General features: G+C 64.8%; 33 protein-coding genes. 15 read left to right on the top strand and 18 right to left on the bottom strand.

What is annotated here, in order from left to right:
- Nucleotides 1-107: 107 nt before the first annotated feature.
- Complete coding sequence (locus tag HVO_RS20105) at nt 108-314, top strand: hypothetical protein (RefSeq protein WP_013035468.1); 207 nt, start codon at nt 108-110, stop codon at nt 312-314.
- Between the two features lie 3 nt (nt 315-317).
- Here the strand turns inward: HVO_RS20105 and HVO_RS05995 are convergent, their stop codons facing one another.
- A complete protein-coding gene (locus tag HVO_RS05995; RefSeq protein WP_013035318.1) occupies nt 318-563 on the bottom strand; it encodes a type II toxin-antitoxin system HicA family toxin in 246 nt (81 codons plus the stop codon).
- A 1-nt stretch (nt 564) separates the two neighbouring features.
- Nucleotides 565-825: a type II toxin-antitoxin system HicB family antitoxin gene (locus tag HVO_RS05990; protein WP_004045389.1), complete on the bottom strand. Its 261-nt coding sequence runs from the start codon at nt 823-825 to the stop codon at nt 565-567.
- Nucleotides 826-1,111: 286 nt separating this feature from the next.
- Between HVO_RS05990 and HVO_RS05985 the strand changes: the two genes are divergently transcribed.
- Together HVO_RS05985 and HVO_RS05975 are read left to right on the top strand one after the other, a co-directional pair.
- On the top strand, nt 1,112-1,372 hold the full coding sequence (locus HVO_RS05985; protein WP_004045386.1) for a DUF7386 family protein: 261 nt from the start codon (nt 1,112-1,114) through the stop codon (nt 1,370-1,372).
- A 657-nt stretch (nt 1,373-2,029) separates the two neighbouring features.
- Nucleotides 2,030-3,196, top strand: coding sequence for an ISH3-like element ISH51 family transposase (locus HVO_RS05975; protein WP_013035611.1), 1,167 nt, complete (start codon nt 2,030-2,032; stop codon nt 3,194-3,196).
- A 146-nt stretch (nt 3,197-3,342) separates the two neighbouring features.
- Here HVO_RS05975 and HVO_RS20100 read toward each other — a convergent pair whose 3' ends face one another.
- Together HVO_RS20100 and HVO_RS05965 are read right to left on the bottom strand one after the other, a co-directional pair.
- Nucleotides 3,343-4,221, bottom strand: a complete 879-nt coding sequence (locus HVO_RS20100; protein WP_236995479.1) for a hypothetical protein — start codon at nt 4,219-4,221, stop codon at nt 3,343-3,345.
- Between the two features lie 382 nt (nt 4,222-4,603).
- Nucleotides 4,604-4,891 (bottom strand): hypothetical protein, encoded by a 288-nt coding sequence (locus HVO_RS05965; protein ID WP_013035412.1) that lies wholly within the window; start codon nt 4,889-4,891, stop codon nt 4,604-4,606.
- Nucleotides 4,892-4,995: 104 nt separating this feature from the next.
- Between HVO_RS05965 and HVO_RS05960 the strand changes: the two genes are divergently transcribed.
- The 4 genes from HVO_RS05960 to HVO_RS05950 all read left to right on the top strand — a co-directional run bounded on the left by HVO_RS05960 (nt 4,996) and on the right by HVO_RS05950 (nt 7,166).
- Complete coding sequence (locus HVO_RS05960; RefSeq protein WP_236995478.1) at nt 4,996-5,280, top strand: hypothetical protein; 285 nt, start codon at nt 4,996-4,998, stop codon at nt 5,278-5,280.
- 289 nt (nt 5,281-5,569) lie between these two features.
- Nucleotides 5,570-5,740 carry a hypothetical protein gene (locus HVO_RS20820; protein ID WP_162471309.1) on the top strand — a complete coding sequence of 57 codons (171 nt, stop codon included), beginning with the start codon at nt 5,570-5,572 and terminating at the stop codon, nt 5,738-5,740.
- Nucleotides 5,737-6,768 carry a tyrosine-type recombinase/integrase gene (locus tag HVO_RS05955; protein ID WP_004045374.1) on the top strand — a complete coding sequence of 344 codons (1,032 nt, stop codon included), beginning with the start codon at nt 5,737-5,739 and terminating at the stop codon, nt 6,766-6,768. The genes HVO_RS20820 and HVO_RS05955 overlap by 4 nt, the downstream gene beginning before the upstream one ends.
- Nucleotides 6,769-6,974: 206 nt before the next feature.
- Nucleotides 6,975-7,166, top strand: coding sequence for a hypothetical protein (locus HVO_RS05950; protein ID WP_004045373.1), 192 nt, complete (start codon nt 6,975-6,977; stop codon nt 7,164-7,166).
- Nucleotides 7,167-7,234: 68 nt separating this feature from the next.
- On the opposite strand, the gene HVO_RS05945 is transcribed toward HVO_RS05950, so the two are convergent.
- A complete protein-coding gene (locus HVO_RS05945) occupies nt 7,235-7,519 on the bottom strand; it encodes a DUF7861 family protein (RefSeq protein ID WP_004045372.1) in 285 nt (94 codons plus the stop codon).
- A gap of 3 nt (nt 7,520-7,522) precedes the next feature.
- Nucleotides 7,523-9,136, bottom strand: coding sequence for a spermidine synthase (locus HVO_RS05940; protein WP_004045371.1), 1,614 nt, complete (start codon nt 9,134-9,136; stop codon nt 7,523-7,525).
- 137 nt (nt 9,137-9,273) lie between these two features.
- On the opposite strand from HVO_RS05940, the gene HVO_RS05935 reads away from it, so the two are divergent.
- Complete coding sequence (locus tag HVO_RS05935) at nt 9,274-9,963, top strand: CRISPR-associated protein Cas4 (RefSeq protein ID WP_004045370.1); 690 nt, start codon at nt 9,274-9,276, stop codon at nt 9,961-9,963.
- 71 nt (nt 9,964-10,034) lie between these two features.
- Here HVO_RS05935 and HVO_RS05930 read toward each other — a convergent pair whose 3' ends face one another.
- From HVO_RS05930 to HVO_RS05920, 3 genes are all read right to left on the bottom strand, one after another.
- Nucleotides 10,035-10,634, bottom strand: coding sequence for an L-threonylcarbamoyladenylate synthase (locus tag HVO_RS05930; protein WP_013035374.1), 600 nt, complete (start codon nt 10,632-10,634; stop codon nt 10,035-10,037).
- 93 nt (nt 10,635-10,727) lie between these two features.
- The gene (locus HVO_RS05925; protein ID WP_004045368.1) at nt 10,728-11,234 is read right to left on the bottom strand and encodes a redoxin domain-containing protein; all 507 of its coding nucleotides are present in this window, start codon (nt 11,232-11,234) and stop codon (nt 10,728-10,730) included.
- Nucleotides 11,234-11,497, bottom strand: coding sequence for a glutaredoxin family protein (locus HVO_RS05920; RefSeq protein WP_004045367.1), 264 nt, complete (start codon nt 11,495-11,497; stop codon nt 11,234-11,236). Before HVO_RS05920 ends, HVO_RS05925 begins: the two co-directional genes overlap by 1 nt.
- A 161-nt stretch (nt 11,498-11,658) precedes the next feature.
- Between HVO_RS05920 and HVO_RS05915 the strand changes: the two genes are divergently transcribed.
- Entirely contained in the window at nt 11,659-13,074 is a 1,416-nt protein-coding gene (locus tag HVO_RS05915; RefSeq protein WP_013035472.1) for a hemolysin family protein, read from the top strand.
- 67 nt (nt 13,075-13,141) lie between these two features.
- Here the strand turns inward: HVO_RS05915 and HVO_RS05910 are convergent, their stop codons facing one another.
- The 3 genes from HVO_RS05910 to HVO_RS20815 are packed head-to-tail and all read right to left on the bottom strand — an operon-like array spanning nt 13,142 to nt 14,823.
- Nucleotides 13,142-13,417 (bottom strand): hypothetical protein, encoded by a 276-nt coding sequence (locus tag HVO_RS05910; protein WP_004045365.1) that lies wholly within the window; start codon nt 13,415-13,417, stop codon nt 13,142-13,144.
- The gene (locus HVO_RS05905) at nt 13,414-14,613 is read right to left on the bottom strand and encodes an inorganic phosphate transporter (RefSeq protein ID WP_004045364.1); all 1,200 of its coding nucleotides are present in this window, start codon (nt 14,611-14,613) and stop codon (nt 13,414-13,416) included. The genes HVO_RS05910 and HVO_RS05905 overlap by 4 nt, the downstream gene beginning before the upstream one ends.
- Nucleotides 14,614-14,655: 42 nt before the next feature.
- On the bottom strand, nt 14,656-14,823 hold the full coding sequence (locus HVO_RS20815; RefSeq protein ID WP_006600765.1) for a DUF7859 family protein: 168 nt from the start codon (nt 14,821-14,823) through the stop codon (nt 14,656-14,658).
- Nucleotides 14,824-14,919: 96 nt separating this feature from the next.
- On the opposite strand from HVO_RS20815, the gene HVO_RS05900 reads away from it, so the two are divergent.
- Nucleotides 14,920-15,882, top strand: a complete 963-nt coding sequence (locus HVO_RS05900; protein WP_013035407.1) for an ArsR/SmtB family transcription factor — start codon at nt 14,920-14,922, stop codon at nt 15,880-15,882.
- A gap of 206 nt (nt 15,883-16,088) precedes the next feature.
- Here HVO_RS05900 and HVO_RS05895 read toward each other — a convergent pair whose 3' ends face one another.
- On the bottom strand, nt 16,089-16,607 hold the full coding sequence (locus HVO_RS05895) for a metallophosphoesterase (protein WP_004045360.1): 519 nt from the start codon (nt 16,605-16,607) through the stop codon (nt 16,089-16,091).
- A 132-nt stretch (nt 16,608-16,739) separates the two neighbouring features.
- On the opposite strand from HVO_RS05895, the gene HVO_RS05890 reads away from it, so the two are divergent.
- Nucleotides 16,740-17,684 carry a cation diffusion facilitator family transporter gene (locus HVO_RS05890; protein WP_013035473.1) on the top strand — a complete coding sequence of 315 codons (945 nt, stop codon included), beginning with the start codon at nt 16,740-16,742 and terminating at the stop codon, nt 17,682-17,684.
- 60 nt (nt 17,685-17,744) lie between these two features.
- On the opposite strand, the gene HVO_RS05885 is transcribed toward HVO_RS05890, so the two are convergent.
- Nucleotides 17,745-18,770 (bottom strand): threonine aldolase family protein, encoded by a 1,026-nt coding sequence (locus tag HVO_RS05885; RefSeq protein WP_004045358.1) that lies wholly within the window; start codon nt 18,768-18,770, stop codon nt 17,745-17,747.
- A gap of 116 nt (nt 18,771-18,886) precedes the next feature.
- On the opposite strand from HVO_RS05885, the gene HVO_RS05880 reads away from it, so the two are divergent.
- Both HVO_RS05880 and HVO_RS20810 read left to right on the top strand, forming a co-directional pair.
- On the top strand, nt 18,887-19,969 hold the full coding sequence (locus HVO_RS05880; protein ID WP_004045357.1) for an aminopeptidase: 1,083 nt from the start codon (nt 18,887-18,889) through the stop codon (nt 19,967-19,969).
- Between the two features lie 279 nt (nt 19,970-20,248).
- Entirely contained in the window at nt 20,249-20,401 is a 153-nt protein-coding gene (locus HVO_RS20810; RefSeq protein WP_004045356.1) for a hypothetical protein, read from the top strand.
- 5 nt (nt 20,402-20,406) lie between these two features.
- Here HVO_RS20810 and lrp read toward each other — a convergent pair whose 3' ends face one another.
- Nucleotides 20,407-20,865, bottom strand: a complete 459-nt coding sequence (lrp, locus tag HVO_RS05875; RefSeq protein WP_004045355.1) for an HTH-type transcriptional regulator Lrp — start codon at nt 20,863-20,865, stop codon at nt 20,407-20,409.
- 126 nt (nt 20,866-20,991) lie between these two features.
- Here lrp and glnA point away from each other — a divergent pair, with 126 nt between their 5' ends.
- Nucleotides 20,992-22,362, top strand: a complete 1,371-nt coding sequence (gene glnA, locus HVO_RS05870; protein ID WP_004045354.1) for a type I glutamate--ammonia ligase — start codon at nt 20,992-20,994, stop codon at nt 22,360-22,362.
- A gap of 132 nt (nt 22,363-22,494) precedes the next feature.
- Here glnA and HVO_RS05865 read toward each other — a convergent pair whose 3' ends face one another.
- From HVO_RS05865 to HVO_RS05855, 3 genes are all read right to left on the bottom strand, one after another.
- Nucleotides 22,495-23,460, bottom strand: coding sequence for a phosphatase PAP2 family protein (locus HVO_RS05865; protein WP_013035308.1), 966 nt, complete (start codon nt 23,458-23,460; stop codon nt 22,495-22,497).
- A gap of 1 nt (nt 23,461) precedes the next feature.
- Nucleotides 23,462-24,799 carry a YihY/virulence factor BrkB family protein gene (locus HVO_RS05860; protein ID WP_004045351.1) on the bottom strand — a complete coding sequence of 446 codons (1,338 nt, stop codon included), beginning with the start codon at nt 24,797-24,799 and terminating at the stop codon, nt 23,462-23,464.
- Between the two features lie 77 nt (nt 24,800-24,876).
- A complete protein-coding gene (locus HVO_RS05855) occupies nt 24,877-26,007 on the bottom strand; it encodes a tRNA (guanine(26)-N(2))-dimethyltransferase (protein WP_004045350.1) in 1,131 nt (376 codons plus the stop codon).
- A 146-nt stretch (nt 26,008-26,153) separates the two neighbouring features.
- On the opposite strand from HVO_RS05855, the gene HVO_RS05850 reads away from it, so the two are divergent.
- Nucleotides 26,154-26,498 carry an SWIM zinc finger family protein gene (locus HVO_RS05850; protein ID WP_004065483.1) on the top strand — a complete coding sequence of 115 codons (345 nt, stop codon included), beginning with the start codon at nt 26,154-26,156 and terminating at the stop codon, nt 26,496-26,498.
- The last annotated feature ends 56 nt before the right edge of the window (nt 26,499-26,554 follow it).

Raw genomic sequence — 26,554 nt, 5'->3', positions numbered from 1 at the left:
TTGTGCAATAACATTCAGGAATTCCGGAGGATTTGGTGCGTGGTCCTATTGAGATTCTCACCCCGTCCGAAGGATTAAGTACAGGCGGGTGGCCGACCGCGGTAGCGATGTTCAGAAAACTTCGAAATCACGATGGGACGCCGCTGATCGCGCTGGATAAAAATGAGTTAGAGATGGATGGTGTTCTCGAGAACGGTACAGCACCGGAGGGGAAACAGATGCACGTACAGCGTCTCGACGAAGGCGTGTACGTGGTTCGAAATGTGACGGACGGCGGAATCGCAGAACTCCCGGAATCGATTCCACACCGATGACGGTTACAGCGTCTGTTCGATCCACTCGCACCACGAGTGGAAATCCTTCGCGCCGGACTGCTTGGCGATGGACTGAAGCGTTCCGGTCGGGATGTCTGACTTCATCGGTACGGTTACCGTTCGGACTTCGTCAGTCTCTGGATGTTCGTACCGCAGCTGAACGTGGCTCCCGGTTCGGCCAGCGGGTTCGAAGTCATGACGGGTTAACGCCTTCACGACTTCCCGGCCGGAGAAGGTCGTTCGCGCCACGTTACTGCATGAAGTCCGGAAGCTCTCGATCGTCGAACTCGTCAGTATCGAGTCCCAACTCCTCGAGATCTTCGTCCGTGACGGGTTCGCCACCCCCTTCGTGCAGCAGAAGCGCCTCCGAGAGCATCCGAAGCGCCTCAGACTTCGTCTCGCCGAAGGATGCGATCCCCGTCTCGATGTCTCGGGCGGTGATACTGCCGTCATCCTCGTGGATGAACTCGACGCCCTCCTCGCCGTTATCATCACGGGTCGCACTAGCCATACTGAATTCGAATCGGTCTCAGAGGATAAGCGTTCGGACGGCGAGTAGCCCCGTGCAGACCCCTTCTCAATCTCGCCCCCATGGGGTCAGGCGTGAATGTATACGCCATCCTCGATGTATGCACCTTCACCGCCGTCGACGGCGAGTACCGTGCATAGATTCAGGCCGATTCGACCAAGTGGCCGGCACGGTCGCGGTCATGGGTCACCCCCAGTATAAGAAGAACCGAGGCTCGTTCACTCGAGATGCACGCAAATCGACCCCCGGTGCATACGGTGATTCATAAATGACCAAACGAACCAGCCTGAAGTTGACCGACGAACGGCAGCTGCTCTTCGACAAAGCAAGCGAGATCGTGGCTCGAGATGTGTCGGACGATCCGCCGCGAAGTGATGTGATCGACGCGGCGCTCACGCACTTGATCGAGAGCTACGAAAATCTCGAGGAAGTTCGCGATGCGTATCCGCCTCAGACTGTGAAGGACTGTTGCAATACGTCCGTGTTGGGGATGCGATATCGGACGAGTTTGGAGAGTCAGTGGAGGTGATTTACTCACTCTCACTTTCGTTCTCGCCACGATTCCGTGTCTGATTATCGTCCTCGTCGAAATTACCATGCTCCTGAATCAGATCTTGCATATCTTTTTTCAGATCTTCATTTGGTTCAAAATTATTAGCCTTGCTGAACTCACCAATCTTGTCCCCATACTCAATTATAGTAGATACGATTTGCATAGTACTTAGAAGTAGATAGATGAAGAAGAATACAAATATCCAAAACATGTACTCAGAATATTCTACAGTCTGCAGTATTGACCCCAATAATGACGTTATAATCGCGAGTGCGACGGTATATTCAAACACGAACATAATTCTATCATAAATATCTTGTTCCCGTAGAAAGGATAGGAACTGTTCACTAGACAAGGAAACTAGAATTGCGATTCCCGTGAGGACAACTGCAATGAGGGATGAAGATATACCAGTTGCTGCAGCTACAAAACTAGACATCCCATCCGGTTGAAAACTACCTGAAAAAGAACACCGAGCAATCGCTGTAAGTAGAGCTGCCCCGATAACCTCAAATGAAGTGACAATCCGGATAGGACCAAAACTACGTATTCGCTGAACGGTACCACGGTTGACCATAATTAGTCTCAGTACATCACAAAGCCGGTTAGTTGAGACGTCTGCTTGCTGAAGATGTGTCCAACAACCAGCAAACAGACGATGAAATCCACGAGGACCAGCTCCTTAACTTCCTCGTCAACTCTCTTGACGAGGAAGTTGCTCTCTCACTCGCTGAAAACGCTGAACTCGATGCTGAAGACATCTACGAGGTCCTCGTCGGCGCCTGCGCCGACGGGACCTCGGTCTCTACACTCTGCAAGAGAAGCGAAGATGCACCTCACGAAAACTCGGTTCTCTACCATCTCCGCACCAAGTTCGACCTCGAGACGCTCGAACAAATCGGGAACACGCTCCTCCAGAAGGACATTCTCAACGTCCTTCCCCAGCAGGTGGAGGTCTGCGCAGACCTCCACCTGCGGCCCTACTACGGCGACGAAGACGATACAGACGGCCTGTATCACTCACAAGCGAAGCGTGGAACCACCGCGTTTCACGCGTACGCGACACTGTACGCACGCGTGAAGAACAAACGCTACACGCTGGCGGTGCGCCGTCTCGAAGACGGCGACACCGCCAGCAGTGTCCTCGCAGAGTTCCTCGGTATTCTCGACGGCCTTGACCTCGGTGTCAAGGCCGTCTATCTTGACCGCGAATTCTACGACAGCAAGTGTTTGACGCTGCTTCAGGCGCACAACCACGCCTACGTCATGCCGATCGTCCGCTGGGGACAGACGATCAAGCGAGAACTCTCAGAAGGGTGGAGTCGCGTGATTCAGCACAGTCTGACAGCGAAACTCGACGGTCACAGCTGGACCGTCGAGTTTCCCGTCTACATCGACTGTACCTACCAGAACGGACGGTACGACGAACATGGCGTGGCGCGTCACGGCTACGCCGCTGACGCGCCGTTCATCGACTCACCACGGGACGCTCGATACCACTACGCGAAACGCTTCGGTATCGAGGCAAGCTATCGACTCTCCGAGCAAAGTATCGCGACGACCTCGACACAAAATCCGGTCGTACGGCTGTTGTACGTCGTGGTGAGCCTGCTGTTACAGAACGTCTGGCGGTATTTGCACTGGGAGTACGTGGCGACGCCCCGCCGTGGGGGGCGTCGCCTCTGGGAGTGGTCGTTCAAGGAGTTCATCAATATGGTCCGTCGAGCAGCGTGGACGGCCCTCGCGGTGCGTCGGGCCGTCCCCGCGAACCGACCACCAGACGACCGGTTCCACCGGTAACTCCCGACCGGGCTAGCCAACGGTGGGAGTGGCGACGCTGTCGCGTCGGCGGCAGCCGCCGCCGACAGCGACGGCTCTCCGCCGATCCGTCCATAATTCTCTCGTCGAAACCGCCAGTCCAACCGCTCCGCCACAGAACTCAGGCTTCAGAAACAGCTAGCCGAGGATGCTTTGTGAGGTACTGAGTCTAAGAACGTGAGACCGTAACTCAGTATCCCTTCGATATGCGCTTTCAGACCGCCAGTAGTGGTCGGCTCTTCATCAATAACCTTTGAGGCCGGATCGTCATCCGATGAAATGACCTTGAATTCTCCGTCATCGTCACTATAGGTAATCTCCCAAGATTCACCATATTTTGACTGTGACATACTGGCCACTTGTGACAGAAAACTCTCTGAGAAATCTAATCCACCATCATTGTACTGTTCAGCAGTAATTCCTAGTTTATCGGCTAGCATCTCTCTGAGGCTCTCGTCTAACTCTTCCCATTCTTCATCAGGAGACGGGTTAGATGGGACTAATTCTGCATGGATTTTGTGAACAGGATAGTTTTGAATTACTGTCTCAACACCCTCTTTATTTCTAACAAGCTCTAAATGAATTGAGGCATCACCACCTGTAAAGCTGTCATATCCTTTTTTGAGATACTTGGTGAAGTTTCGGTGTCTAACGCGATAGGTTGAGCTGAAAATGACGAGATTATTTTCTAGATCAATGGCAAATAGAGAGTAGTCTGCCTCTTTGTTTGGTTCATCACCCTCCACGAAGTCACCTATTTCATCATCGTAGGTTAATGGTTCATCTGCATACACTTTTCCAAATTTCCCATAAATCATGTTGGCATCGAACTCAGGCCGTCCAAAGTACCATTCTTCAGAGTCTCCTTGGGCAACAGCACCCTCCAATTCAACAAAATCAGTCAACGATTCACGCACCTTTCGATCGTATTCCATATCCGCCGGGTAATCAAAACCGAAATTACCCTCTACCTCAAAGGTAGCAAAGTAGAACTTTGTTCCAGACATTTCCTATCCTATTGGTATAGGTGAATGTTATAATTTATGAACAGTCACGCAATCTGTGACCAATATCTGGGTCGTACTTTGTCTGGCGGCCTTGGCTTCGGAAGCGGTCGAATCAACCCCGCATTCACCTTCCCCTCGAGATACAACTGCCCCCAGATCGTGATCTCGAACATGTCTGCACTCCGCTCGTCGATGAACGGCGACGCCAGCCCAGCGTGACACAGCACGCGACATCGTTCTCGAATCTGGTGAAGCGTCGTCTCGCGGCCGATTTCCCAATGGATCGTCTCCGGAGACCCCCAGCCGTGCTCGAGGAGATACTCGAGAATCCGGTCATCCCAGATCGTCATCCAGTCACCTGACTTCCGCATCTCAGAGTGAGTCACGCGGACGCAGAGCCCTCTTCACCATTCTCGCCGTTCAGTTCTTCAGCGCTGAGTTCACCTTCGAGATAGCTTTCGCCGGTAGCCGTGATGACGTAGACACCATTGCCGAGGTGCTGGAGTAGCCCTTTCTCGTTGAGCTTCGAGAGCCGCCGTGAGAGCGACGAACGAGATACCTGGAAGTATTCGGTGTCTTTCATCGCGGCGGCGCTCGCCGACTCGTGTTCCCGTGCCCACTCGAGGATTCGGTCGTCCCATATCGTCATCCACGATGCAGACTTTCTCATTACGTGTACGTATACGCTGGTTTGGTCTATTGCCGACGAATCGTGCTTTAGCAATCCAAACATCTGTTCTCAAACTAACGGTGCATTTATGCACAGTTAGTGTTATGGTAGACTCACGGAACCCTGAGAGACACCGTCGGCTGGAGATGATTTTTGTAGGCCCTGAGCGCGGTGGGTCCAGCACCGCTCTCAGGAAGGGTCCGTCAATAGCCATGACGGAAGCCAAAACCACGGGTGTTACCACCCGCATAGCGACCGATGCAGCACAGTTTGATAAGGGCGACGAGTCCACGTGTGAGGTCTGTCTCCTCCGCCCGGCGGTCGGCGTCGATGCCGAGACTCGCCTGAGCGCCTGCCGGAAGTGCGCGGCGCTGGAGGTCGACAGATGAGTCACCCCGCGTGCAGGCGTCCCTGCCGCGCGTGTGACAGACTCCGCGGTCTCGACGACGACGGTCATTGTTCTGAGTGTCGTCGCGCCGAACGCCAGCTCGTGACCGACGGCGGGCAAGTCGATTCTACTCGTCCTGCGTTCATCGATCCGCTGACCGAGTGGGTTGAGTGTCACTTCTGCGGGCGAGTTCTGGAGCCGACGGAGTGCGACGGCTTCGATCTCTCGACCGAAGACGAGTATTATCCGCGAATGGTTCCGGTCTGCCCCGAGCACGACGGAGGATGCAGATGACGTACTACCCGACGTGTGCGGTCTGTCGGATGGAAGTCGACCCGTCTGAAGACTACGTCTCTGTCGAAGCGGAGTACAGGTTCACCGCCGACCGGAACGATGTCGACGACTACTACCTGCATTGGCGATGCGCCATGTCTGTCTTCGACGGGTGGGGTGAGCCATGAACGGACCCTCAGAACTCAAGCCCCGCGAGGCCGTTCGCCGCTATCTTGACCGTCGAGGGACGGAACTCTCGGAGTCGAGCATCAAGACCTACAGATACCGTCTGAAACTCTGGGTCGAATGGTGCGAGGACCAGAATATCGAGCGCGTCTCTGACCTGAACGGATGGACGTTCGAGCAGTTCGAGGCCTTTCGCGCTGGTCAGGGTATCGCCTCACCCACTCTCCACGGCGAGATGGAGACGCTGCTCGGGTTCATCGAGTACCTCGAGCGCATCGAGGCGGTCGAGGACGGTCTCTCGAAGAAGGTCCACGTACCGAGTGTCCCGATGTCGGAGCGGTCGCGAGACACGATGTTGGTTCCCGACGACGCGCTTCGATTGCTTCGGTACTACCGGTCACACAGTAGCGTCCGCGGGACTCGGTTCCACGCGGTTCTCGAACTCGCGTGGCACACGGGCGCTCGTCTCGGTGCCCTTCGCGGGCTCGATCTGCGCGACTACTACCCCGATGAGCAGTACGTCGAGTTCGTCCACCGGCCGGAGTCCGAGACGCCGCTGAAGAATCAGATGAATGGCGAACGTACGGTTTCGCTCTTGCCGGAGGTCGTCGAGTCGCTGAACACCTACATCGAGAAGTTCCGGCCGGATGGCCACGACGACTTTGGTCGCTCTCCGCTGTTCGTGACGCACCACGGAACTCGTATCTCGAAGAACGGCTTTCGGGGGTGGATGTATCAGGCGACGCAGCCGTGTGTTGCTGGTCCGTGCCCGCACGAGTACGAGAAAGATTCCTGCGAGTTCGCGGGGTCATACACTCAGGGTAGCAAGTGTCCGTCTTCTCGATCACCACACCACATTCGAACGGGGTCGATTACGTGGCACAGAGATCGCGGGTTCCCTGCGGAGGTGACCGCGGAGCGCGTGAATGCGTCTCAAGAGGTTATTGAACAGCATTACGACAAAGCGTCCCAGCGCGAACGGATGGAGCTGCGCCGCCGTCCTCACCTGGACAAACTCCGGATTGAATGAGTCATGAGTAGGAATATCTCAGTTCGACCGATAGAGGTAGTGGAGAGTCGGCTACTGATAGGTAAGGACAGCCCGGGCGGTCCCATTTTGACTCTGACCTGATACGTGAGTGCCGCATGTCGTGTTCGGGAGAGGGCCGCAGGAACGAGAACCACGAGACGGCGGCGGGAAGACTTTTGCAACGAGCGGGAAACGTCTCGACTGAGATGTCAATCCAGCCGCTCGATGTTCTCGGCGGGGTCATGTTCCTCGCCGGCCTCACGGTCGTGACCGGCGTGGTCGCGTCCGCGGTCGCCCCGGGGCAGCGCCTCGGCGTCGGTGCCTCGCTCATGGTGCTCGGAACGGCCGCCGTCGCCGGGCCGCGCATGTATCAAACAGCCCTCGAAACGACGAACTAACCGGCATCGACCCCCGGCCGACCCGTGTTTCAGGCCGTCGGGTCGAGTTTGCGGTCGCGGCCGCGGAGTTACCGTCGCTTCTTTCGGTACCAGAACCGACAGCCGACGGGCGACTCGCCGGCGTCGACATCGAGTCGGCGGAGAAACAGGTCGCGGACCGCGAAGGTGACGACCAGTTCGACCGAGCCGTCGCCCGCACGTTCGACCGTCTCGTCAGCCGGTCGGTCGCTGCCGGCCGGGCGCGCGCGGGCCACCCAATGGCCGTCGCGTTCGACGGTCGACTCGACGACGCCCTCGGTCCAGCGGTCGCGGTCGTGCGTCGGCTCTCTGGCGTGGATTCTGTCGTGAACCATCGCCTACGCCGCCCTCACGGCCGTGCCGGCGACCGCGCTCCGGGGAGTGGCGTTCCTGTCGGCCGCGCGCTGTTCGGTCTCGTTCGTCCGCTGGACGACGTAGCGTTGGCCGACCATCGGGTCCAAGAGGCTATCGACCGGGGCGCGGTCGTCGGTGAGGAGCGGCACGTCGTCGGTGGGTTCGTCGTTCCGGTACGATGTGAGTTCGGCCGCGAGGTCGATGCCGATATTCCGGTTCCGGTTCCGACGTTGAAGCTCCTCGGCGGTCACGAGCGTCTCGTCTTTCGTCGCCACGACCTCGATGTTCTGGACGACGACGCGCCCGGCGGTGGGGAAGCTGTACACCTGCGGGTAGACCGACTGTATCGTCTTGTACTCCGTGCGGTAGAACTGCGAGGCCGGGCCGCTGGGCGCGGAGATGACGTTGGCGAACAGGACGCCGTCGTCGTCGAGGCGGTCCGACGTGAGCTGCATGAACTCCTGTGTCGTCAGCTGGAACGGGACCTTGTCTTTCTGGTAGGCGTCGAGGACGATGAGGTCGTACGTCCGGTTCGTCTCCCGGAGATACTGCCGGCCGTCCATCGTGTGGACGTTGAGTCGCGGCGACTCCTCGACGCGGAAGTACTCCTCGGCGATGTCGACGACTTCGGGGTCAAGTTCGACCACGTCGACGGTCACGTTCGGGTACTTCTCCAAGAACACGCGCGGGCCGGTGAACCCGCCGCCGCCGACGAACAGCACGCGGTCGATATCGTCGGACAACAGGAAGGGGACGTGAAAGTACGACGTGTAGTCGAAGACGTGCCGCGTCGGGTCGTCGAGGTCCATCGCGCTGTGGGGCTGGCCGTCGAGGTAGAGCGTCCGCGTCCCGCCCGCGTCGGCGACGCGAAGCTCTTGGTAGGCAGTCTGGGTGTGGTAGACGGTGCTGCCGCGGGAGTCGAGACCGACGCCCCCGGTCGCGGACGCGAGGACGAGGACGGCGGCGATGCCGACGCTCCAGACCGCTTCCTCTCGACCGATTTCGGGTCGGACGAGCGCGAGCGCCGTCACGACCGAGACGAGGCCGAAGACGAGTCCGATGTTGGTGACGCTCAGGGACGGGATGAGAACGTACGTGGTGGCGAACGCGCCGATGATGCTCCCGACGGTGCCGACGGCGTAGACGTGCCCCGAGGCCGACCCCACGTCGGTCCGCCCGGAGAGTTCCGCCGCGTAGGGACTGATGAAGCCGAGGAAGTAGGTCGGCGGCCCGAACAGGAGCGTGATGGCGGGGAGCGACGCGAATCGGCTCGGGACGGGGAGGCCGGCGGTCGACTGGATGAACAGGTCGCCGAGGAGAATGACGCCCGCGATGTACGCCGCCGTGCCGATGAAGACGCGGGCGAGCGCGCCGTTCGACGCCTGTTCGGCCTGCTGTCCGCCCCGGTGGTAGCCGAGGCTCAGCGCCGCGAGGAAGACGCCGATGATGCTCCCCCACGTGTAGATGCTGCTGCCGAACTCGGGAGCGACCATTCGCCCGGCGAGAATCTCCAGACCCATGCTCGTGACCCCGGAGACGAACACGGCGAGTTCGGGCCGCGTCATCCGGAGCCACGAGCCGGTGGCGGTCGATGCCATGTCAGTAAGCCAAGGGACACGACCGTATTAATTCACGCACGGCGGCGAATCAGACGACGCGAGTCCGGTTCGGAACCCGCCGCCTCCACGGCGCGCTCGCGCGAACGTTCTTGTCCGATACCGGGTCCAGCCCTCCCGTGTCCGCTCTCGTCGCCGCCTCCGACCTCGCTTGCGCCGCGTACTGCCCGCGACAGCTCTACTACGCCCGCCGCGACGACGACCGAACGCCGCCGCCCGCGGTCCGCGAGGTTCGCGCGCTCGCCTTCGACTACCCCGACCTGCTCGACGCGACCGACGACGAACTCGCGTCGCGGCCGATTTCGGTGTCGCCCGCGGCGTACCGCGAGCGCCTCACCCGACTCCGCGAGCGCGACGACTGGGACGCGCTCACCGACCCCGTCGCCCGCGACGAACTCCTCGCGGGCAAGGACTGCCGCGGCGTCGCGCACAAACTCGTCGGCGCGCCCGACGGCGAGGGGGACCGACCGCCAGTGCCGGTTCCCTCGCTCGTCTCGCCGGGCGAACCGCCCGAGCGCGGCGTCTGGGAGCCCCAGCGCGTCAGGGCCGTTGCGCTGGCGAAGGCGCTCGCATGGGAGCGCGAGGCACCGGTGCCGCGGGCGCTGGTCGAGTACCCGGCGGTCGGCGTCGTCCGGACGGTCGGGCTCACGACCGGGAACAAGGCGGCCTATCGGCGGGCGCTCCGCGTCGCCCGCGACCTCGATTTCGTCCCGTCGCGGCTCCGCGACTCCGCGAAATGCGAGTCCTGTACCTATCGGGAGCGCTGCGGCGTGAAAACGTGGTCGCTGTCGTCGTTACTCGGTCGATGAGGGCGGCGTCCGCGGTGACTCCGGGTCGCGTCCGCGTGGCTCAGGGTTGCCTCGTCGTCGCGCCCGTCGGGTTACGCGTCGTCGTCGTGCTCGTCTAACCACGCCTCGATGTCGTCGGCCATCGCGCCGCGGCGGTGGACGACGCCGCGGCCGGGGTCGACGACGGTGCTCTCGGTTCCGGGTGTCGTCCCGCCGTCGAGGACGACGGCGACCGCCTCCCGAATCTCGTCGGAGAGCTGCGAGGGGTGCGTGATGCTCCCGGTGCCGGAGCGGTTGGCGCTGGTCGCGGTGACGGGCGTCCCGGACGCGCGAAAGAGGGCGAGCGCGAGTTCGTGGTCGGGGATGCGGACGCCGATGCGGTCTTTCCCGGCGACGAGCGCGTCCGGCAGGCTGTCGCGTCGCTCCACGACGACCGTCACCGGACCGGGGAGGAACCGGCGCATAAAGGCCTCCTCGCGGTCGTCGACCTCGACGAGCTCCAGCGCGGCGTCCACGTCGGGGAAGCCGGCGGAGAGCGGGTTGTCTCGGTCGCGGCCCTTGATGTCGAAGACGCGTTCGACCGCGTCGGCGTTCGTCGCGTCCGCGCCCATGCCGTAGACCGTCTCGGTCGGGTAGACGACCGCCTCGCCGCGGCGGATGGCGGCGGCGGCACGCTGTACGTCGTCGCTCATGTACGAACCGACGCGCAACGGGCGAAAAAGCGTGACGAAACGGCGATTCCGCGCGGGCGAATGCGGTCGACGCGGCGAGCGTCGGGAAGCGGCTTACAGGTCGTCGAGGGCGTCGGCGATGCCCTCGTAGTCCGGGAAGTCCGGCCACTCCGCGGCGACCCAGCGGTACTGGACCGTCCGCTCCTCGTCGAGGAGGAACACGGCGGGGCGGTGTTCGGTGACGCCGGCCATGCCGTCGAGGTCGTGTTCGAGGTCGTAGTCGGCGGCGACGCCGGCCGCGGGGTCCGAAAACAGGCGGGCGTCCACGCCGCGCTCCGCGAGGAACGACTTGTGCTCGTACGGCGACGAGATGGAGACGCCGACCGTCTGTACCTCGTCTGGGACGCCGCGGTCGCGGAGTTCGTTCCAGACGTACGTCGCGGGGAACGCGCCCGCCATCGTGTGAAACACGAGGAGGACTGGCCCGTCGTCGGTGAGGTCCGAGAGGGCGGCGTCCTCCCAGAACTCCGCGTTGACGAGCGGGCGGGTGAAGTCCGGGGCGGTGTCGCCCACGGACGGGGCGTCGTGGTCGGGCAGGGAGACGACGTCGAACTCCGGCATCAAGCTCCCTCCCCGTAGGTGTGTTCGAGGTAGTCGACGATGTTCGCCGACTCGGACATCGTGACGCCGGTGTTGTCGTCGACGATGGCCGGGACCGAGCGCTTGCCCGAGACGCGCTTGACGACGTTCCGGTCGGAGTGCATCGGCTCGACGAACCGCGACTGGTAGGCGAGACCCTGTTCGTCGAGCGTGCGGACGACCCGCTCGCAGAACGGGCACGCTTGCAGTCGGTACAGCGTAATCGCCGGTTGCTCGTCTGCCATGGGCGGGTGTTGAGCAGAGCGTCGCCTAAGCCCTTCGCTCGCGGGCATCCGCGCCGCAACATCGGTTCGACGGCCGGACCGGGGAGAACGAACGACGCGCCGGCCGAGGCAGTGTCGAGGGCAACTCTTAATTCCGGTCCCGCGCAAGACAGTGTAGTTACATGGGTTTGCCGCCGACACAGTTACCACCAGCCTCGACACTCGCGGCCGCACAGGTCTCGAATATTCCGCTGGACGACACGACGATCACAGTCCTCGGCGTGGCTGCGATTATCGTTCTCGTCGGTCTCTCGGCGTTCTTCTCCTCGTCCGAGATCGCGATGTTCTCGCTCGCGAAGCACCGCGTCGACTCGATGGTCGAAGAGGGGATTCCGGGCGCGGAGCGGGTCAAGTCGCTCAAAGACGACCCGCACCGCCTGCTCGTGACCATCCTCGTCGGAAACAACATCGTCAACATCGCGATGTCGTCGCTGGCGACCGGGCTCCTCGCCGTCCTCGACTTCGGCGCGGGCGAGTCGGTCCTCATCTCGACGTTCGGTATCACCACGCTCGTCCTCCTGTTCGGTGAGAGCGCACCGAAGTCATACGCCGTCGAGAACACGGAATCGTGGTCGCTCCGTATCGCACGCCCCCTGAAGTACGCCGAGCTACTGTTGCTCCCGCTCGTCGTCCTGTTCGACCACCTGACGCGGCTCGTCAACCGCGTCACCGGCGGGCAGACCGCCATCGAGACGACGTACGTCACCCGCGACGAGATTCAGAACCTCATCGAGACGGGCGAGCGCGAGGGCGTCATCGAGGAGGAAGAACGCGAGATGCTCGACCGCATCTTCCGCTTCAACTCGACTATCGCCAAGGAGGTCATGACGCCCCGCCTCGACATGACCGCCGTCCCGAAGGACGCGACCATCGACGAGGCCATCGAGACGTGCGTGCAGGCCGACCACGAGCGCGTCCCCGTCTACGACGGGAACCTCGACAACATCATCGGCATCGTCAACATCCGAAACCTCGTCCGCGAGAAGTACTACGGCGAACGCGGCGTCGGCATCGCCGACATCGTCTCGCCGACGCTCCACGTCCCCGAGTCGAAGAACGTCGACGAACTGATGGCCGAGATGCAGGACACCCGGATGCAGATGGTCGTCGTCATCGACGAGTTCGGGACCACCGAGGGGCTCATCACCCTCGAAGACATGGTCGAGGAAATCGTCGGCGACATCCTCGAAGGCGACGAGGAAGAGCCGTTCGAGTCGGTCGACGAGAACACCTACCTCGTCCGCGGCGAGGTCAACATCGACGAGGTCAACGAGATGCTCGACATCGAACTCCCCGAGGGCGAGGAGTTCGAGACGCTCGCCGGCTTCATCTTCAACCGCGCCGGCCGCCTCGTCGAGGAGGGCGAGGAGATCAGCTACAACGACATCGTCATCCGCATCGAGCAGGTCGACAACACGCGCATCATGAAAGCCCGCATCCGGACCAACGCGGGCATCGAAGCCGCCGACGGCAACGGCGACGGCGACGACGAGGAGAACGGCGGCGACGAGGAAGCGGAAGTCGAACCCGACACCTGACCTGACCTGACGACGCGACGGAGTCGCCACCGCCGACACCCGGTCGAACCCGTTTTCCGACCGCGAGTTATTCGAGGAGCGTAACCGACAGCACCACGAGCACCAGCGACGCCAGCGCGAGAACCACCAGTCCGGTCGCGTCGGCGGTGCCGTCACCGAGCCGTCGCGCCCGTCCGCGGAAGCGAATCGCCAGCGCGAACGCGCCGAGGCCGACGGTCCCGAAGGCGAACCCGCGGAGCGAGATGCCGGTCACGACCGCCATCGCGACGTGGTAGACGCCGAAGGCGGCCCAGAGCGCGGACACGAGGGTGGTAAGCGCGACGCGGAGCGCACGGACGTTCACACGCCGAGTACGCTCGACGCGAGCGTAAAGACGCCGTAGCCCAGTCCGAGCGCGAGGGCGAGCGAGCCAATCCACGCGAGAACGGTGTAAAGCATCTTCCGCCCGGAGACCCCCGAGCCGCCGGCGGCGTAGCCCGAACCGATGATGGCGCTGACGATAATCTCGTTAAAGGAGACGGGGACGCCGAGCGCGACGGCGGTCTGGGCGATGGCGAACGAGGGAATCATCGCCGCGATGGAGCGCCGCGGCCCGAGCGAGGAGTAGTCCTGCGCGAGCGCCTTAATCATGCGCGGCGCGCCGGTCCACGACCCCGCGAGGAGGCCCAGTCCGCCGCCGACGAGGAGCGCCGGGAGCGGGACCGCGACCACGTCGAGGAGGGGAACGAGCGGCCCGATGGCGAGGCCGACCTGACTGCCGCCGGCAGAGAAGGCGACGAGGCCGCCGAGAACGAGCAGGAAGCGCCGCTGGCCGCGAGTCTTGTCGGTCGTCACCCAGCGGCCGACCACGGCGGCGGCGGCGAGCGCGACGAGAAGCGAGGCGGCGACGAACCAGCCCGTCTCGCCGAGGCCGCCGAGACCGGTCAGTTCGACCGCGGCGGCCCGGGCGACCGAGGCCGACCCCGACGCGCCGCCGAGTCCCGCGAACTCCATGTTGGCGACGAGCAGACCGACGAGGCCGGCGAGCGCGGGGACGGTCCACCGCTCGGAGACGCCGTCGGCGCGGAGGAGCCGGGCGGTCGCGTACGACGCGCCGCCGCCGACGAAGGGCGTGAGCACCCACAGCGAGACGATTTGTTGGTACTTCGACCACGCGGGGTCGCCGCCCATGGCGAGGCCGACGCCGACGACCGCGCCGGTGACGGTGAAGGCGGTCGCGATGGGGTAGCCGGCGAAGACGCCGATTGCGACGAGCACCGCCGCGGTGAGGAGCGCGACGACCGCGGCCCCCGCGGTCAGCGTGACGCCGCCGATGAGTTCCGTCCCGACCGCGTTGGTGACGTTCGCACCTTGCAGAAACGCTCCGGCGAAGCCGAGCAGGCCGACGATGAAGCCCGCGCGCATCACCGAGATGGCGTTGGCTCCGACGGCGGGCGCGAACGGCGTCGACCCCGACGACCCCGCGCCGATGGCCCACGCCATGAACAGGCTGGCGAGGGCGGCGACGACGAACGTTGCGAGCGTTCCGGCGGCTACCACGGGGCGACACCTCGGCGGTCGTCGGCAGTTGTCCGGTCCATGTCAGCGGCGGCGCGCCTCGTCGTAGCCCTCACTCAGCCCGAGGAGCGTCCGCCGGACGAGGAGATAGCCGAAGAAGACGAAAAGCAATAACGCGGCGAGCAACCCGACGAACACGGGATTCCCCGCGAGAAAGTCGACGAGGCCGTCTACGACCAAAGGGTCGGTCATGTGGGTGGGTTCGGCGGGCACGAGGTATAGCAATTTCGGCGACGTGTCGTGAAAGAATACGAACACTCATGGGAAGCGGTGAGTAACGCCGATTCGATGGCCGACCTCATCCCCTCCAGCCCGGGCGACCCGGACGACGACCGGGACGACCGAGACCCCAAGGTCATCGGCCTCGACAGCGACGAGGCGGACGACCTCCTCGGCGCAATCTCCTCGTCGACCGCCCGGACGGTCCTCGCGTCGCTCCACGAGTCGCCGGCGACGCCCTCCGACCTCGCCGCCGAAATCGACACGTCCCTCCAGAACGTCCAGTACCACCTCGGCAACCTCTCGGAAGCGGGCCTCATCGAAGTCGCGGACACGAGGTACTCCGAGAAGGGCCGCGAGATGAACGTCTACACGCCCGCTGACCGGGCGCTCGTCGTCGTCGCCGGGCGCGAAGACGAGACGAAGGGTCTGAAGGGCGCGCTCACGCGCCTCATCGGCGGCGTCGGCGTCCTCGGCATCGGCGCGGCCGTCGTGAACCGGCTCGCCCGTGCCGGGTCGATGCTTCCGTTCGGTCTCGGAGGCTCGACCGGCGGCGCGGGCGACTCCGGTGCCGGCCAGAGCGGCGGCTCGGGAGCCGACCTCAACGCGACCCGGACAGCCGATTCGGCGAACGCCACTCCCGCGACCGCCGAGACGGCATCGACCCCGACGAGGACGGCCACAGAGACGGCGACGACCGACGGCGGCGGTGGGTTCAGCATCGCCGAGGCGACCACGACCGCGGATTCGACGACGCAGACCGCGGAAGCGACCCGAACCGCGGTCGAGTCGACGCCGACCGTGACGGAAGCCGCGCAGACCGCGACGGAGACCGTGACCGCGACGCCGACGCAGACGCCGGTTCCGGACACGACGGCCGCGCAGACGGCCACGGAGACCGCGGCGCGGGTCACGTCCGGGTCGGGCGGACTCGCCGAGACCATCGGGACGCTATCGCCGGGGACGCTGTTCTTCCTCGGCGGGCTGACCGTGCTTCTCGCGTGGGTCGCGGTGGGCGTGCTGCGTGACTAAAACGGCTGTTTGAGCTTACGGTGCGTATTTGATACCGTCACCCGTAGGAGTGAGTGCGAGGTCGCGCGTGGCCCCCGACGACGACGGGGCTGCCATCCGTGCCCCCTGCCCCTCTCCCCGTCGTCTCGCGCGGCCTCGGACTGCCCCCCAACAGACCCGCTCCGGTCTGTTCCCGCTGCTTCTTCCGGCCCTCCACCGGACCTCCCCTATTCGTCGGGGACGATACGGAACGTCTCGAACGTCTCGCCGTCGACCGTGACGAGTCGCCCGCGGAGGCCGCCGTCCGGCAGTTCCTCCAGTTCCGCGTGCGCCTTGCGGTTGCCCCGCGGTTGGGCGTGGCTCCCCGGGTTGAGGAGCGGAATCGGCCCGGTGCCGTGGAAACCCGGCCGGTGGCTGTGCCCGAAGACGACCGCGTCGGCCCCGCGCTCGCGGCCGAACATCGACAGCGCGGTGTTCCCGCCGCGGCGGGTGTGCGTCACCGCGAACTCGACGCCGCCGTAGATGACGTTCCGCGCCGCGGGAATCCGGTCGCGAATCTCGGAGCCGTCGTTGTTGCCGTACACCGCGAGGAAGCTGTCGGCCTCGTCGACGAACGCGTCGAGGACGGACTCGCGCATGAAGTCGCCCGCGTGGACGACGAGGTCGGCCTCGCGGACCGCGTCGAGGGTTCTGTCGGTCAGGCGATGACCGTCCGTGCTGTGGGTGTCGGAGACGACGACGAGCATGCGCGGGCTAGGGACCGGAGGGATTGAAACCTACCGACTGCGGCGTCGGTCCGCCCGTCGGCCCGTCGAGGATGGTCCGTCTCTCGATTCGCCGTCGGTAGCTCTATCCGGTCGGGGGGAGTGGCCCACGACATGGCAGGCAGTACGTCCGTCGTCGTCGCCGCGCTCTTCGCGAACGGGGTGATTGCGGTCCTCAAGTTCCTCGGCTATCTCGCGACCGGGAGTCCCTCCATGCTCTCCGAAACGTATCACTCCATCTCCGACACCGGCAACCAGGTGTTTCTCCTCATCGGCATCCGCGACAGCAAGCGCGGCGAGACGCAGTCGCACCCCTTCGGCCACGGGAAGTCGCAGTTCTTCTACTCGTTTCTCGTCTCCGTGATGCTGTTCGGCATCGCCGGCTGGGAGTCGGCCAAACACGGCTACGACGCCCTGATGCACCCCGGCCACGGCGGGGGCGGCGAGGCGCTCGTCCTGCTCGGATTCGAAATCGAGCCCGTGTTGGTCAACGTCGCCATCCTCCTCGGGGCGATTGCCTTCGAGAGCTACGCCTTCCTGAAGGCGAACGCGGAACTCCGCCGGCAGATAGAAGAATACGAGTGGAGCGGCCTCGTCGAGGCCTTCCGAGAGACGAGCGACGTGACGACGCTCACGGCGTTCACGGAGGACACCGTCGCCCTCGTCGGCGCGGTGCTCGCGCTCGCCGGCATCGGCCTCACCGAGCTCACGGGCAACGAGCTGTTCGACGCCGGCGCGGCGCTCCTCATCGGGATACTGCTCATGGGCTTCGCCATCGCGCTCGCGTGGGAGAACAAACGCCTGCTCATCGGTGAGAGCGTCCCCGTGGACGAAGAACAGGCGCTCCGCGACATCGTCAAAAACGACCCGCGAGTCGTCCACATCGACCACTTCCGCGCGAGCTACGTCGGCCCCGAGAAGCTGCTCGTCGCCCTCGACGTGAGCTTCGACCCCGAACTCGACACCGAGGAACTGGACGACCACATCACCGAAATCGAGGACGAACTCAAGGCGGCCGACGACCGGGTGCACTTCGTCTACATCGAACCCGAGTTGTAATCCGAACGAACCGAGTGGGCCGCCACCGGCCGACCGCGACTCGCGGCGGCTTCCCCCGACCTACCGCGATTCGACCGCGTCGGCGACGAGGTCGACCGCGCGCTCCACGTCCGCACGCGAGACGTTCAGATTCGTCGTAAAGCGGGTGTGGTACTGGCCGAACGTGCCGCCGAGGACGCCAACATCGTCGCACAGTTCGACAAACTCCTCGGCCGTCAGCCCGGCACCTTCGGAGTCGACGACGACGATGTTCGTGTCGGGCGTCGGCACCGACAGTCCGGAAACGGCGTCGAGACCCTCGGCGAGGACCGTCGCGTTCGCGTGGTCGTCCGCGAGGCGGTCGACGTTGTCGAGCGCGACGAGCCCCGGCGCGGCGATGAGCCCGGCCTGACGCATACCGCCGCCGAACTGCTTTCTGACGCGGACGGCCTCCTCGATGAACGCCTCGGGACCGGCGAGCATCGAGCCGACGGGCGCGCCGAGGCCCTTCGAGAGACAGCACATCACCGTGTCGACGCGCTCGACCATCGCCGTCGGGTCCTCGTCGAGGGCGACGCAGGCGTTGAACAGGCGCGCGCCGTCGAGGTGGACGGGAATCCCGAGGTCGCGGGCGGCGTCGGCCGCGGCGTCGATATCGGCCTTCGGAACCGCGACGCCGCCGCGGGCGTTGTGGGTGTTTTCGAGACACAGGACGCCCGTGCCGGCGACGTGAAGCGACTCCTCGCGGGCGTGGTCGCGGACCTGCGCGGGCGTCGGCGCGGCGCGCTCGCCGGCGTCGTAGGCGCGGACCTGCAAGCCCGACAGTTGGGCGAAGCCGCCGACCTCCCACTCGTAGACGTGCGCCTTCTCGTCCACGAGCGCCTCTTGCCCGGGGTCGGCGTGGACGCGGGCGGCGATTTGGTTGCCCATCGTCCCCGACGGCACGAACAGCGCGGCCTCCTTGCCGACGAGTTCGGCGGCGCGCGCTTCGAGTTCGTTCACGGTCGGGTCGTCGCCGTACACGTCGTCACCGACGGCGGCGTCGCGGGCGGCCTCGCGCATCTCGTCTGACGGGAGCGTGACGGTGTCGCTTCGGAGGTCAATCATGCGCGGAGAGACCGCGCCGACGGAGAAATAATCGGTGGTCCGCGGGGCGTTCTCGGCCGCGGCCGCAATATTTGCGCTTCGAAAGGTGTTTGCCCCGGGGGCACACACGACGCGGTATGGACCCGCGCATCCGCGAGCACGCACGAACCATCGTCGACCACTCCACGAGCGTCGAGGCCGGCGACAACGTCGTCGTCTCCGCGCCCTCGGTGGCCGAGGACCTCGTCACGGCCATCCACGAACTGCTCGGCGACCGCGGCGCGAACGTCGTCGCGATGGACGCGAACCCGCGGTTCACCCGCGCGTTCCTCCGCGCCGGCGACGACGACTACGAGACGCCCGAGCACGTGCTGGCGCTTTACGAGGAGACCGACGTCATCATCCGCGTCCGCGGCGAGACGAACGCGACCGAACAGAGCGACGTGCCGCCGGAGACGAACGCCGCGTACAAGCGCGCCTACAAACCCGTGCAGGGCGAGATGCTCTCGAAGCGCTGGTGTCTCACCCAGTACCCCGCGAAGGGGAGCGCCCAGCTCGCGGGCATGAGCACCGAAGCCTACGAGAACTTCGTCTACGACGCCGTCACCCTCGACTGGGACGCGCAGGGCGAACTCCAACAGCAGTTGGTCGACATCCTCAACGACGGCGACGAGGTCCGCATCACGTCGGGCGACGAGACCGACGTGACGATGAGCATCGCCGGCAACACCGCCATCAACGACACGGCCGAACACAACCTCCCCGGCGGCGAGGTGTTCACCGCGCCCGTGAGGGACTCCGTGAACGGCGAGGTCCACTTCGACCTGCCGCTGTACCGGCAGGGCCGCGAGGTCTCCGGCGTCCGCGTCCGCTTCGAGGACGGCGAGGTCGTCGACTACTCCGCCGAGGGCAACGAGGAGGTCTTAGACGGCGTGTTCGACACCGACGAGGGCGCGCGCTATCTCGGCGAACTCGGCATCGGCATGAACCGCGGCATCGACCAGTTCACCTACAACATGCTGTTCGACGAGAAGATGGGCGACACCGTCCACATGGCCGTCGGCTCGGCGTACCCCGAGACGGTCGGCGCGGACAACGAACTCAACGAGAGCGCCGAGCACGTCGACATGATCGTCGATATGTCCGAGGACTCGGTCATCGAGGTCGACGGCGAGGTCGTCCAGCGAGACGGCACGTTCGTCTTCGAAGACGGGTTCTGACCGGACCGCCGGCTCCGCCGGGCAGCGAAAACTCGCAACATTTCGTCTCCAGTTTATCCACCGAGGAATCGCGCCACGTCATCGGGTTTTCCAGTCGAAACAGTAGCCTTCGAACGGCCGCCGAAATCGACCCGGAAACGCGGGGTTCGGACGGAGCGTATCGACCGAAAACCGTAGATTCTCCAGTCGAAGCGGTTCCCGTCCGGATACAGACAATTTGATGATAACTATACACACACGCCAGTAGATTTATTCCGCCCAGTCGACGAACACGAACCGATGCCAGCGGTTCAGTGCCGGGAGTGTGGACGCGACGTGGCGGTCCACGAGATAGAGACGACGACGAAGACGACGCCCGACGGCTTCGACACGCGATATCGGTGTCCCTACTGCAAGTCGGAGATGCGCGACGTAAAAACGCGAATCGTCTGACGGCGTTACTCTTCGAGGTCGAGGTCGAACTGCTCGTTTTCGGTGACGGCGTTGAGCACGACCGAGGTGTTGGACTCGCGGATGTCCGCGTCGGTGAGCAGTTTCTTGATCTGCGTGTTCATGCCGTCGGTGTCGCGGAACTTGCCGATGGCGATGATGTCGTAGTCGCCGGTGACCTCGTACACCGAAATCATCTGCTTTTCGGCGCGGAGGCGCTCTGTAATCTCGGGGAGCGCGGAGCCCTCGACTTTGAGTTGGATGACCGCGGTCACGTCGTAGCCGAGCGCGTCGTAGTTCACCCGCGGCGTGTAGCCCTCGATGACGCCTTCGTCTTCGAGGTCTCGCAGGTGGTTCGAGACGGTCGTCACCGACACGTCGAGCTCTTCGGCGAGGCTTCGCAGACTCGCTCGACCGTCGCCGAGGAGCGCATTGATGAGCTTCGCGTCGAGGTTTTCGTACGTCATTACATCCAAAGACCGTCCGGGGGCATTAGAATTTTACGAATATCCAATTCTGTGGCGAGGTGCGGGGAATTGCATTAAGCGGAAATGTCTTTATAGTGCGGGTGTTCGAATCGCGTGTTCAGGAAAATGACGGAAGACAACGCACTCACCGACGGCGGCCTGAGCGACGAGGCACAGGCAGTCATCGACGAAATCGAAGAGAAGAACGTCGACTTCCTCCGACTCCAGTTCACCGACATTCTCGGAACGGTGAAGAACGTCTCCATCCCGGCTTCGCAGGCCGAGAAGGCGTTCACCGAGGGCATCTACTTCGACGGTTCCTCCATCGACGGCTTCGTGCGCATCCAGGAGTCCGACATGCGCCTCGAACCCGACCCGTCGACGTTCGCCGTCCTCCCGTGGCGGAAGAAGGAAAACAGCGCCGCCGGCCGTCTCATCTGTGACGTGTTCAACACGTCCACCGGCGAGCCCTTCAGCGGCGACCCGCGTGGCGTCCTCAAGCGCGCTATCGAGCGCGCCGAGGAACTCGGCTATGACGTGAACGTCGCTCCCGAACCGGAGTTCTTCCTGTTCGAAGAAGACGAAGACGGCCGCGCGACGACCGTCACGAACGACGCCGGCGGCTACTTCGACCTCGCCCCGAAGGACCTCGCGTCCGACGTGCGCCGCGACATCATCTACGGCCTCGAAAGCATGGGCTTCGACATCGAAGCCTCGCACCACGAGGTCGCCGAGGGTCAGCACGAGATTAACTTCACGTACGACGACGCCCTCTCGACGGCCGACAACGTCGCAACGTTCCGGTCCGTCGTCCGCGCCATCGCGGCCGAACACGACCTCCACGCGACGTTCATGCCCAAGCCAATCCCGCGCATCAACGGCTCCGGCATGCACACGCACATCTCGCTGTTCAAGGACGGCGAGAACGCGTTCCACGACGGCGACGACGAGTTCGACCTGAGCGACACGGCCAAGAGCTTCGTCGCGGGCATCCTCGACCACGCGCCCGCCATCACGGCGGTCGCTGACCCGACGGTCAACTCCTACAAGCGCCTCGTCCCCGGCTACGAAGCGCCGGTCTACATCGCGTGGTCCGACCGCAACCGCTCGGCGCTCATCCGCAAGCCGGCCGCCCGCACGCCGGCCGCCTCGCGCATCGAGGCCCGCTTCCCCGACCCGTCCTGTAACCCGTACCTCGCGTTCGCCGCGCTCATCCACGCCGGTCTCGACGGCGTCGAGAAGGGCCTCGACTGCCCCGACCCGGTCCGCGAGAACATCTACGAGTTCGACGAGGCAAAGCGCGAAGAGTACGGCATCGAGACGCTCCCGAAGGACCTCGGCGGCGCCGTCGACGCCCTCGAAGAGGACGAAGTCATCCAGGAGGCCCTGGGCGACCACGTCTTCGAGAAGTTCGTCGAAGCCAAGCGCTCCGAGTTCAAGGACTACCTCGTCGACGTCTCCCAGTGGGAGCTCGACCGGTACCTCGAGACGTTCTAAGCGTCGCGCACGCCCAACACCGATTTTTCTTTCGCGCCCGCTCGCCGGAGAGCGACAGCCACCGGTATCGCAGTCGGCGAGAAACCAGAGACAACACTACCTAGAACCTGAGCAACACACCGAAACAGGCTCTCAGTCGGCGCGCCGGGTCGCTCCGTTTCCGAGCCCGAGTCGGCCCTGTATCCGCGGCGCGACGAGGATGAACGCGACCACCGCCGCGGTGACGAGCACCGTCACCGGAACCGAGGCGTCGGCAACGTCGACGCCGACCCAGAGGCCGCCCGCGCCGAGGAACGCGACGAGCGCGACCGGCGGCGACAGCGTCGGGAGCGACTCGTGGCCGGCGAGTCGCGTCCAGCCGAAGAGACCGCCGAGCGACCCGCCGAGCGCCGCCGCGGCGTTTTCGGTGTGCCCGGAGAGACCCGTGGCGAACACCACCGCGAGCGCGAGGACGCTGAGGCCGGCCGCGATGGCGAACAGGCGCGCCGGGTCGAGATGGCCGGTCGCGTCGGGGTCGTCCGCGGCGGCGACCACGGACACCGCCTTCAGGAAGCCGAGGCCAAGGAGGACGCCGACGACGATGTCGACACCGTAGTGGACGCCGAGGAAGACCCGCGAGAGCGAGACGATGCCGACGACGACCGCCGCGGCGACGAGCCGGCGGCGACGGTCCCACACGTCGAGAAGCGAGACCGCGGCCCCGTAGACGACGGTCGTCCCGAGGGCGTGGCCGCTCGGGAACCCGAAGCCGTCGTCCGTCGTGAACGAGACGAACAGGTCCGAAAGCGGCGACGGCCACGCGGGCGCGGCGGCGACGGCCGCGGTCGGCGGTCGCGGCAGGGCGAATCCGACTTTCAGCGCGGTGACGAGCGCCAGCGACCCGAGCGCGAGGCCGACGAAGGAGGCCGCGGTTCGCCGCGGGCGCGCCGTGATTCGGGGCCGACAGAGCCAGTACAGCGAGGTGAACGCGACGAAGAAGAACCACTGGTCTCCGAGTTGGGTGACGAGACCGAACAGGAAGACGAGCGCGTCCGGGGCGTCCGCGAGCACCAACTCCCCGAACCCGCGGGTCTGAAGCGAAAGCGCGGACCGGAACATCTCAGCCGCGGCGTTTGCGGACCGCGTCGATGGCGCGCCCGGGGACGCCGAGGGCGCTCAGGCCGATGCCGAAGATGACGAATAGGACGTAGAGTCCGAGCGTCGATAGGAAGATGATGAGCATGGCGACGACCGCGATGAGGTCCGACTGGAGGTAGTGAAACGCGCCGAGCGTGAGGACGACGCCGTAGCCGAGCACGAGGTAGGGACCCCACCCGCGGGCCTTGCCGCGGCGCATCCGGCGGCGGACGTAGCGCTTCAACTCGGCTTCGAGCTTGGGCTTTTCGACCGTCCGGTCGGTCACGTCGTCCTCGAACGCGTCGAGGTCGGCCCGAAGTTCCTCGACCTGCGATTCCAGCTCCTCGATGTCGGGAGCGCCGCGCGGGGAGACGGACGCGCCGGTCTCCGCGTCGTCGGCGTCCTCCGTCCGCGGCCCATCGGTGTCACCTCGGTCGTCGCTCATATCCGTACGAGCGTCATGTCGGCCTCCCGTATGTTGTACCTGCCGGTCCACTCCGCGCGGTCCCCCCGGCGGGTCACGCGGTTCTGCGGGCGACGCGTCGCCCCCGACCCCCGCGAGGACCGCGTTGACGACCGCGCCGGAAATCAGGATGAGCCCCGAGAAGTAAAACCACGTCACGAGCAACAGGAGCGTCCCGAGCGCGCCCGCGACCGACGCGCCGGCCACCGACGCGTAGATGCCGAAGCCGACCCCGAGGAGGGTCCAGCCGACGGCCGCGAAGACGGTCCCCGGCACGACCTGTCGCGGCGAGAGGTCGGCGTCGGGGAAGACGTAGTACAGCGGGAAGAACGCCGCACAGAGCGTGAGCAACAGCAAAAGCGGCGAGAGCAGTTGGAGAAACGGCACGTCAAGGAGGCCGAGCAGCGCGGTCAGCACCGCGACGCCGATGGTGCCGACGCCGATGCTGGCGAGGGCGATTGCGCCGTCGCGGAGCTGGTCGAGGAGGCCGCCCGCCTCCGAGCCGTAGATGCGCGAGAAGGCGATGTCGAGGCCGCGAAAGAGCTTCAGCGCGCCCCACACCGTCAGCCCGAGGCCCACCGCCCCGACGCTTCCCTGCCCGGTTCGGTCGGAAAGCGCCTCCTCGACGAGGCCCTGGCCCGTCGGAACGAGGTACTGTTCGACGAGCGTCTGGAGTTGTGCCTGCAACGCCGCGCCGCCGACGGCGGTGGCGACGACGACGCCGAGGACGAGAAGCGGAATCAGCGAGACGAGCGCGTAGTACGAGATGCTGGCCGCGAGAAACGAGATTTCCTTCTCCCGAATCGTGTCGACGACCGCCCGCGCGACGGGAACGGCGGTTCGGATGTTGGCGCTCACGTATCACCGAAACGACACGGGAGGCAAAGAAGCTACCCGCCGAAGTGACGCCGTAGGTCGGTTACGCGGGGTCGTTCTCAGGCCTCGGGGTCGAGCGCGGCGGTCACCTCGCGTATCTCAGCGACCGTCGCGTCGGTCTTGAACGCGGTGCCGTGGTAGTGGGCGGGGGTGGCGTCGTAGCCGGCGTCGCGGAGGGTTTCGAGGAACGTCTCCATCTTCGAGGCCGACCGGCCCCAGAGCTTACAGAGGCGGTGCTGGTCGAAGTGGGTCGGCGTGTCGAGTTCGACCGCGAGCGTGTCGAGGAGCTTTCGGGCGCGTTTCGCGGTGCCGAAGTCCTCTGTCACCTCGTCGCGGACGGCCCCGGCGAACGCCGGTTCGGAGACGGGACCGAGCCAGATGGGGCCGGCTTCGAGAATCCGGGTCGAGTCGCAGTTAGCGCACGCCTCGGGCGGGTGGGCGACCAGCGAGCGCTCGGCCTCGCGGTGGAGGCAGTCCTCGCAGTGGTAGACGAAGCCGGTCGATTCGAGGAGTTCGTCGGCCTTCGTCGCCCGCTCGTCGAGTTCGAGATACGCCCGCGCGTAGTGACGCGTCGCGTGCGAGAGAATCGGGACGGCCGCCTTGTCGTAGCGGGCGGCGGTGCGGACCATCGCGCCGAGGAGGGTTCGAAGCCCCATCTCGGGGTGGTAGTCGGTGTTCTGCGGGAGACAGCCGTACTTTCGGATGCCGCTTTTCTGGTGTGCGCCGCACAGCGGGGCGGTGTCGGTGGCGGTGACGCAGACGAGGTCGCGGGTGTTGGCGAACGTGGGGTCGGCGAAGGGCATCGGCGTGCCGAAGGGGTCGAGGTCGACCACGTCGAAGACCTCGTCGTACATGAGGGCGTTGGCGTTGCGGTGGACCGCCTCGCCGCCGTTGCCGGCGCGGTCGAGGTTCGACTGGGCGAGTTCGACGGCGTCGGCGTCGAGGTCGGCGCAGGTCACGTCGTAGCCCTCGGCGGCGGCGCGGACGCCCCGGATGCCCGAGGCGGCCATCGCGTCGAGGTAGCTCTCGGCGCGGGGTTCGCGCTCGCGGAAGGCGCGGAGGACGGCCGCGGTGATGTCCCGGTTCAACTCCTGTGTGGGGTTGTAGAAGACATCGTCGCCGGTCCCCGCTGACGCCCCGTCGCGGGCGTCGGGAACCTCGATTTCGACGCCTCCCTCGCTCACGTGCATACCCGCAGTCGCCCGCGCGAGCGGAAACCGGTTGCGATGCGATTGTGCGGTGCGATTGTGCGATGCGGTTGTACGACGCGATTGCGGCGGTCGGTCCACCCCGCGGCATCGAATGCGTTTTCACCGCCACCGACGAACTCGGGAGCGTGGATTCGGCCGACGACTGGCGAGCGGCGCTCGCGGAGACCGGGCGACTCTCGCCGCAAATCGTGCAGGCCATCGTCGACGCCCACGGCGACCGGGGCGTCACGGCCATCGAGGCCGTCTCCGAGCGGCGGGTGAAGCGCTACCGCGACTTCGACGTGGTCGTCGGCTACGACGACGAGTACGTGGTCGAAGACCGGGGCTGTACCTGCAAGGACTCCCAGTACAACCTCGACCCCGACGAGGGCGAGCGCTGTTGGCACGTCCTCGCGGTCGACGTGGCCGAGGCCCTCGACGAACTCGACCACCACGACATGTGGTACTCCGACGTGCGGGAGTTTCTGTAAGCACACGGCTCACTCGCGCGCCCGTTCGGCCCGTCGCCGCGCCGCGGGAACGACCA

Origin of the sequence: Haloferax volcanii DS2 (assembly GCF_000025685.1) — an archaeon.
Lineage (GTDB): Archaea > Halobacteriota > Halobacteria > Halobacteriales > Haloferacaceae > Haloferax > Haloferax volcanii.
Note: the sequence above shows the minus strand (reverse complement) of the source record. Positions and strands in the feature narration are given on the sequence as shown.

Bases quoted from the DNA above. Each gene is read 5' to 3' on its own strand.
- HVO_RS20105 (WP_013035468.1), top strand. From the start codon at position 108: ATGTTCAGAAAACTTCGAAATCACGATGGGACGCCGCTGATCGCGCTG.
- HVO_RS05990 (WP_004045389.1), bottom strand. From the start codon at position 825: ATGGCTAGTGCGACCCGTGATGATAACGGCGAGGAGGGCGTCGAGTTC.
- HVO_RS05985 (WP_004045386.1), top strand. From the start codon at position 1,112: ATGACCAAACGAACCAGCCTGAAGTTGACCGACGAACGGCAGCTGCTC.
- HVO_RS20100 (WP_236995479.1), bottom strand. From the start codon at position 4,221: ATGTCTGGAACAAAGTTCTACTTTGCTACCTTTGAGGTAGAGGGTAAT.
- HVO_RS05965 (WP_013035412.1), bottom strand. From the start codon at position 4,891: ATGAGAAAGTCTGCATCGTGGATGACGATATGGGACGACCGAATCCTC.
- HVO_RS05960 (WP_236995478.1), top strand. From the start codon at position 4,996: ATGGTAGACTCACGGAACCCTGAGAGACACCGTCGGCTGGAGATGATT.
- HVO_RS20820 (WP_162471309.1), top strand. From the start codon at position 5,570: ATGACGTACTACCCGACGTGTGCGGTCTGTCGGATGGAAGTCGACCCG.
- HVO_RS05955 (WP_004045374.1), top strand. From the start codon at position 5,737: ATGAACGGACCCTCAGAACTCAAGCCCCGCGAGGCCGTTCGCCGCTAT.
- HVO_RS05950 (WP_004045373.1), top strand. From the start codon at position 6,975: ATGTCAATCCAGCCGCTCGATGTTCTCGGCGGGGTCATGTTCCTCGCC.
- HVO_RS05945 (WP_004045372.1), bottom strand. From the start codon at position 7,519: ATGGTTCACGACAGAATCCACGCCAGAGAGCCGACGCACGACCGCGAC.
- HVO_RS05940 (WP_004045371.1), bottom strand. From the start codon at position 9,136: ATGGCATCGACCGCCACCGGCTCGTGGCTCCGGATGACGCGGCCCGAA.
- HVO_RS05930 (WP_013035374.1), bottom strand. From the start codon at position 10,634: ATGAGCGACGACGTACAGCGTGCCGCCGCCGCCATCCGCCGCGGCGAG.
- HVO_RS05925 (WP_004045368.1), bottom strand. From the start codon at position 11,234: ATGCCGGAGTTCGACGTCGTCTCCCTGCCCGACCACGACGCCCCGTCC.
- HVO_RS05920 (WP_004045367.1), bottom strand. From the start codon at position 11,497: ATGGCAGACGAGCAACCGGCGATTACGCTGTACCGACTGCAAGCGTGC.
- HVO_RS05915 (WP_013035472.1), top strand. From the start codon at position 11,659: ATGGGTTTGCCGCCGACACAGTTACCACCAGCCTCGACACTCGCGGCC.
- HVO_RS20815 (WP_006600765.1), bottom strand. From the start codon at position 14,823: ATGACCGACCCTTTGGTCGTAGACGGCCTCGTCGACTTTCTCGCGGGG.
- HVO_RS05900 (WP_013035407.1), top strand. From the start codon at position 14,920: ATGGCCGACCTCATCCCCTCCAGCCCGGGCGACCCGGACGACGACCGG.
- HVO_RS05895 (WP_004045360.1), bottom strand. From the start codon at position 16,607: ATGCTCGTCGTCGTCTCCGACACCCACAGCACGGACGGTCATCGCCTG.
- HVO_RS05890 (WP_013035473.1), top strand. From the start codon at position 16,740: ATGGCAGGCAGTACGTCCGTCGTCGTCGCCGCGCTCTTCGCGAACGGG.
- HVO_RS05885 (WP_004045358.1), bottom strand. From the start codon at position 18,770: ATGATTGACCTCCGAAGCGACACCGTCACGCTCCCGTCAGACGAGATG.
- HVO_RS05880 (WP_004045357.1), top strand. From the start codon at position 18,887: ATGGACCCGCGCATCCGCGAGCACGCACGAACCATCGTCGACCACTCC.
- HVO_RS20810 (WP_004045356.1), top strand. From the start codon at position 20,249: ATGCCAGCGGTTCAGTGCCGGGAGTGTGGACGCGACGTGGCGGTCCAC.
- lrp (WP_004045355.1), bottom strand. From the start codon at position 20,865: ATGACGTACGAAAACCTCGACGCGAAGCTCATCAATGCGCTCCTCGGC.
- glnA (WP_004045354.1), top strand. From the start codon at position 20,992: ATGACGGAAGACAACGCACTCACCGACGGCGGCCTGAGCGACGAGGCA.
- HVO_RS05865 (WP_013035308.1), bottom strand. From the start codon at position 23,460: ATGTTCCGGTCCGCGCTTTCGCTTCAGACCCGCGGGTTCGGGGAGTTG.
- HVO_RS05855 (WP_004045350.1), bottom strand. From the start codon at position 26,007: ATGCACGTGAGCGAGGGAGGCGTCGAAATCGAGGTTCCCGACGCCCGC.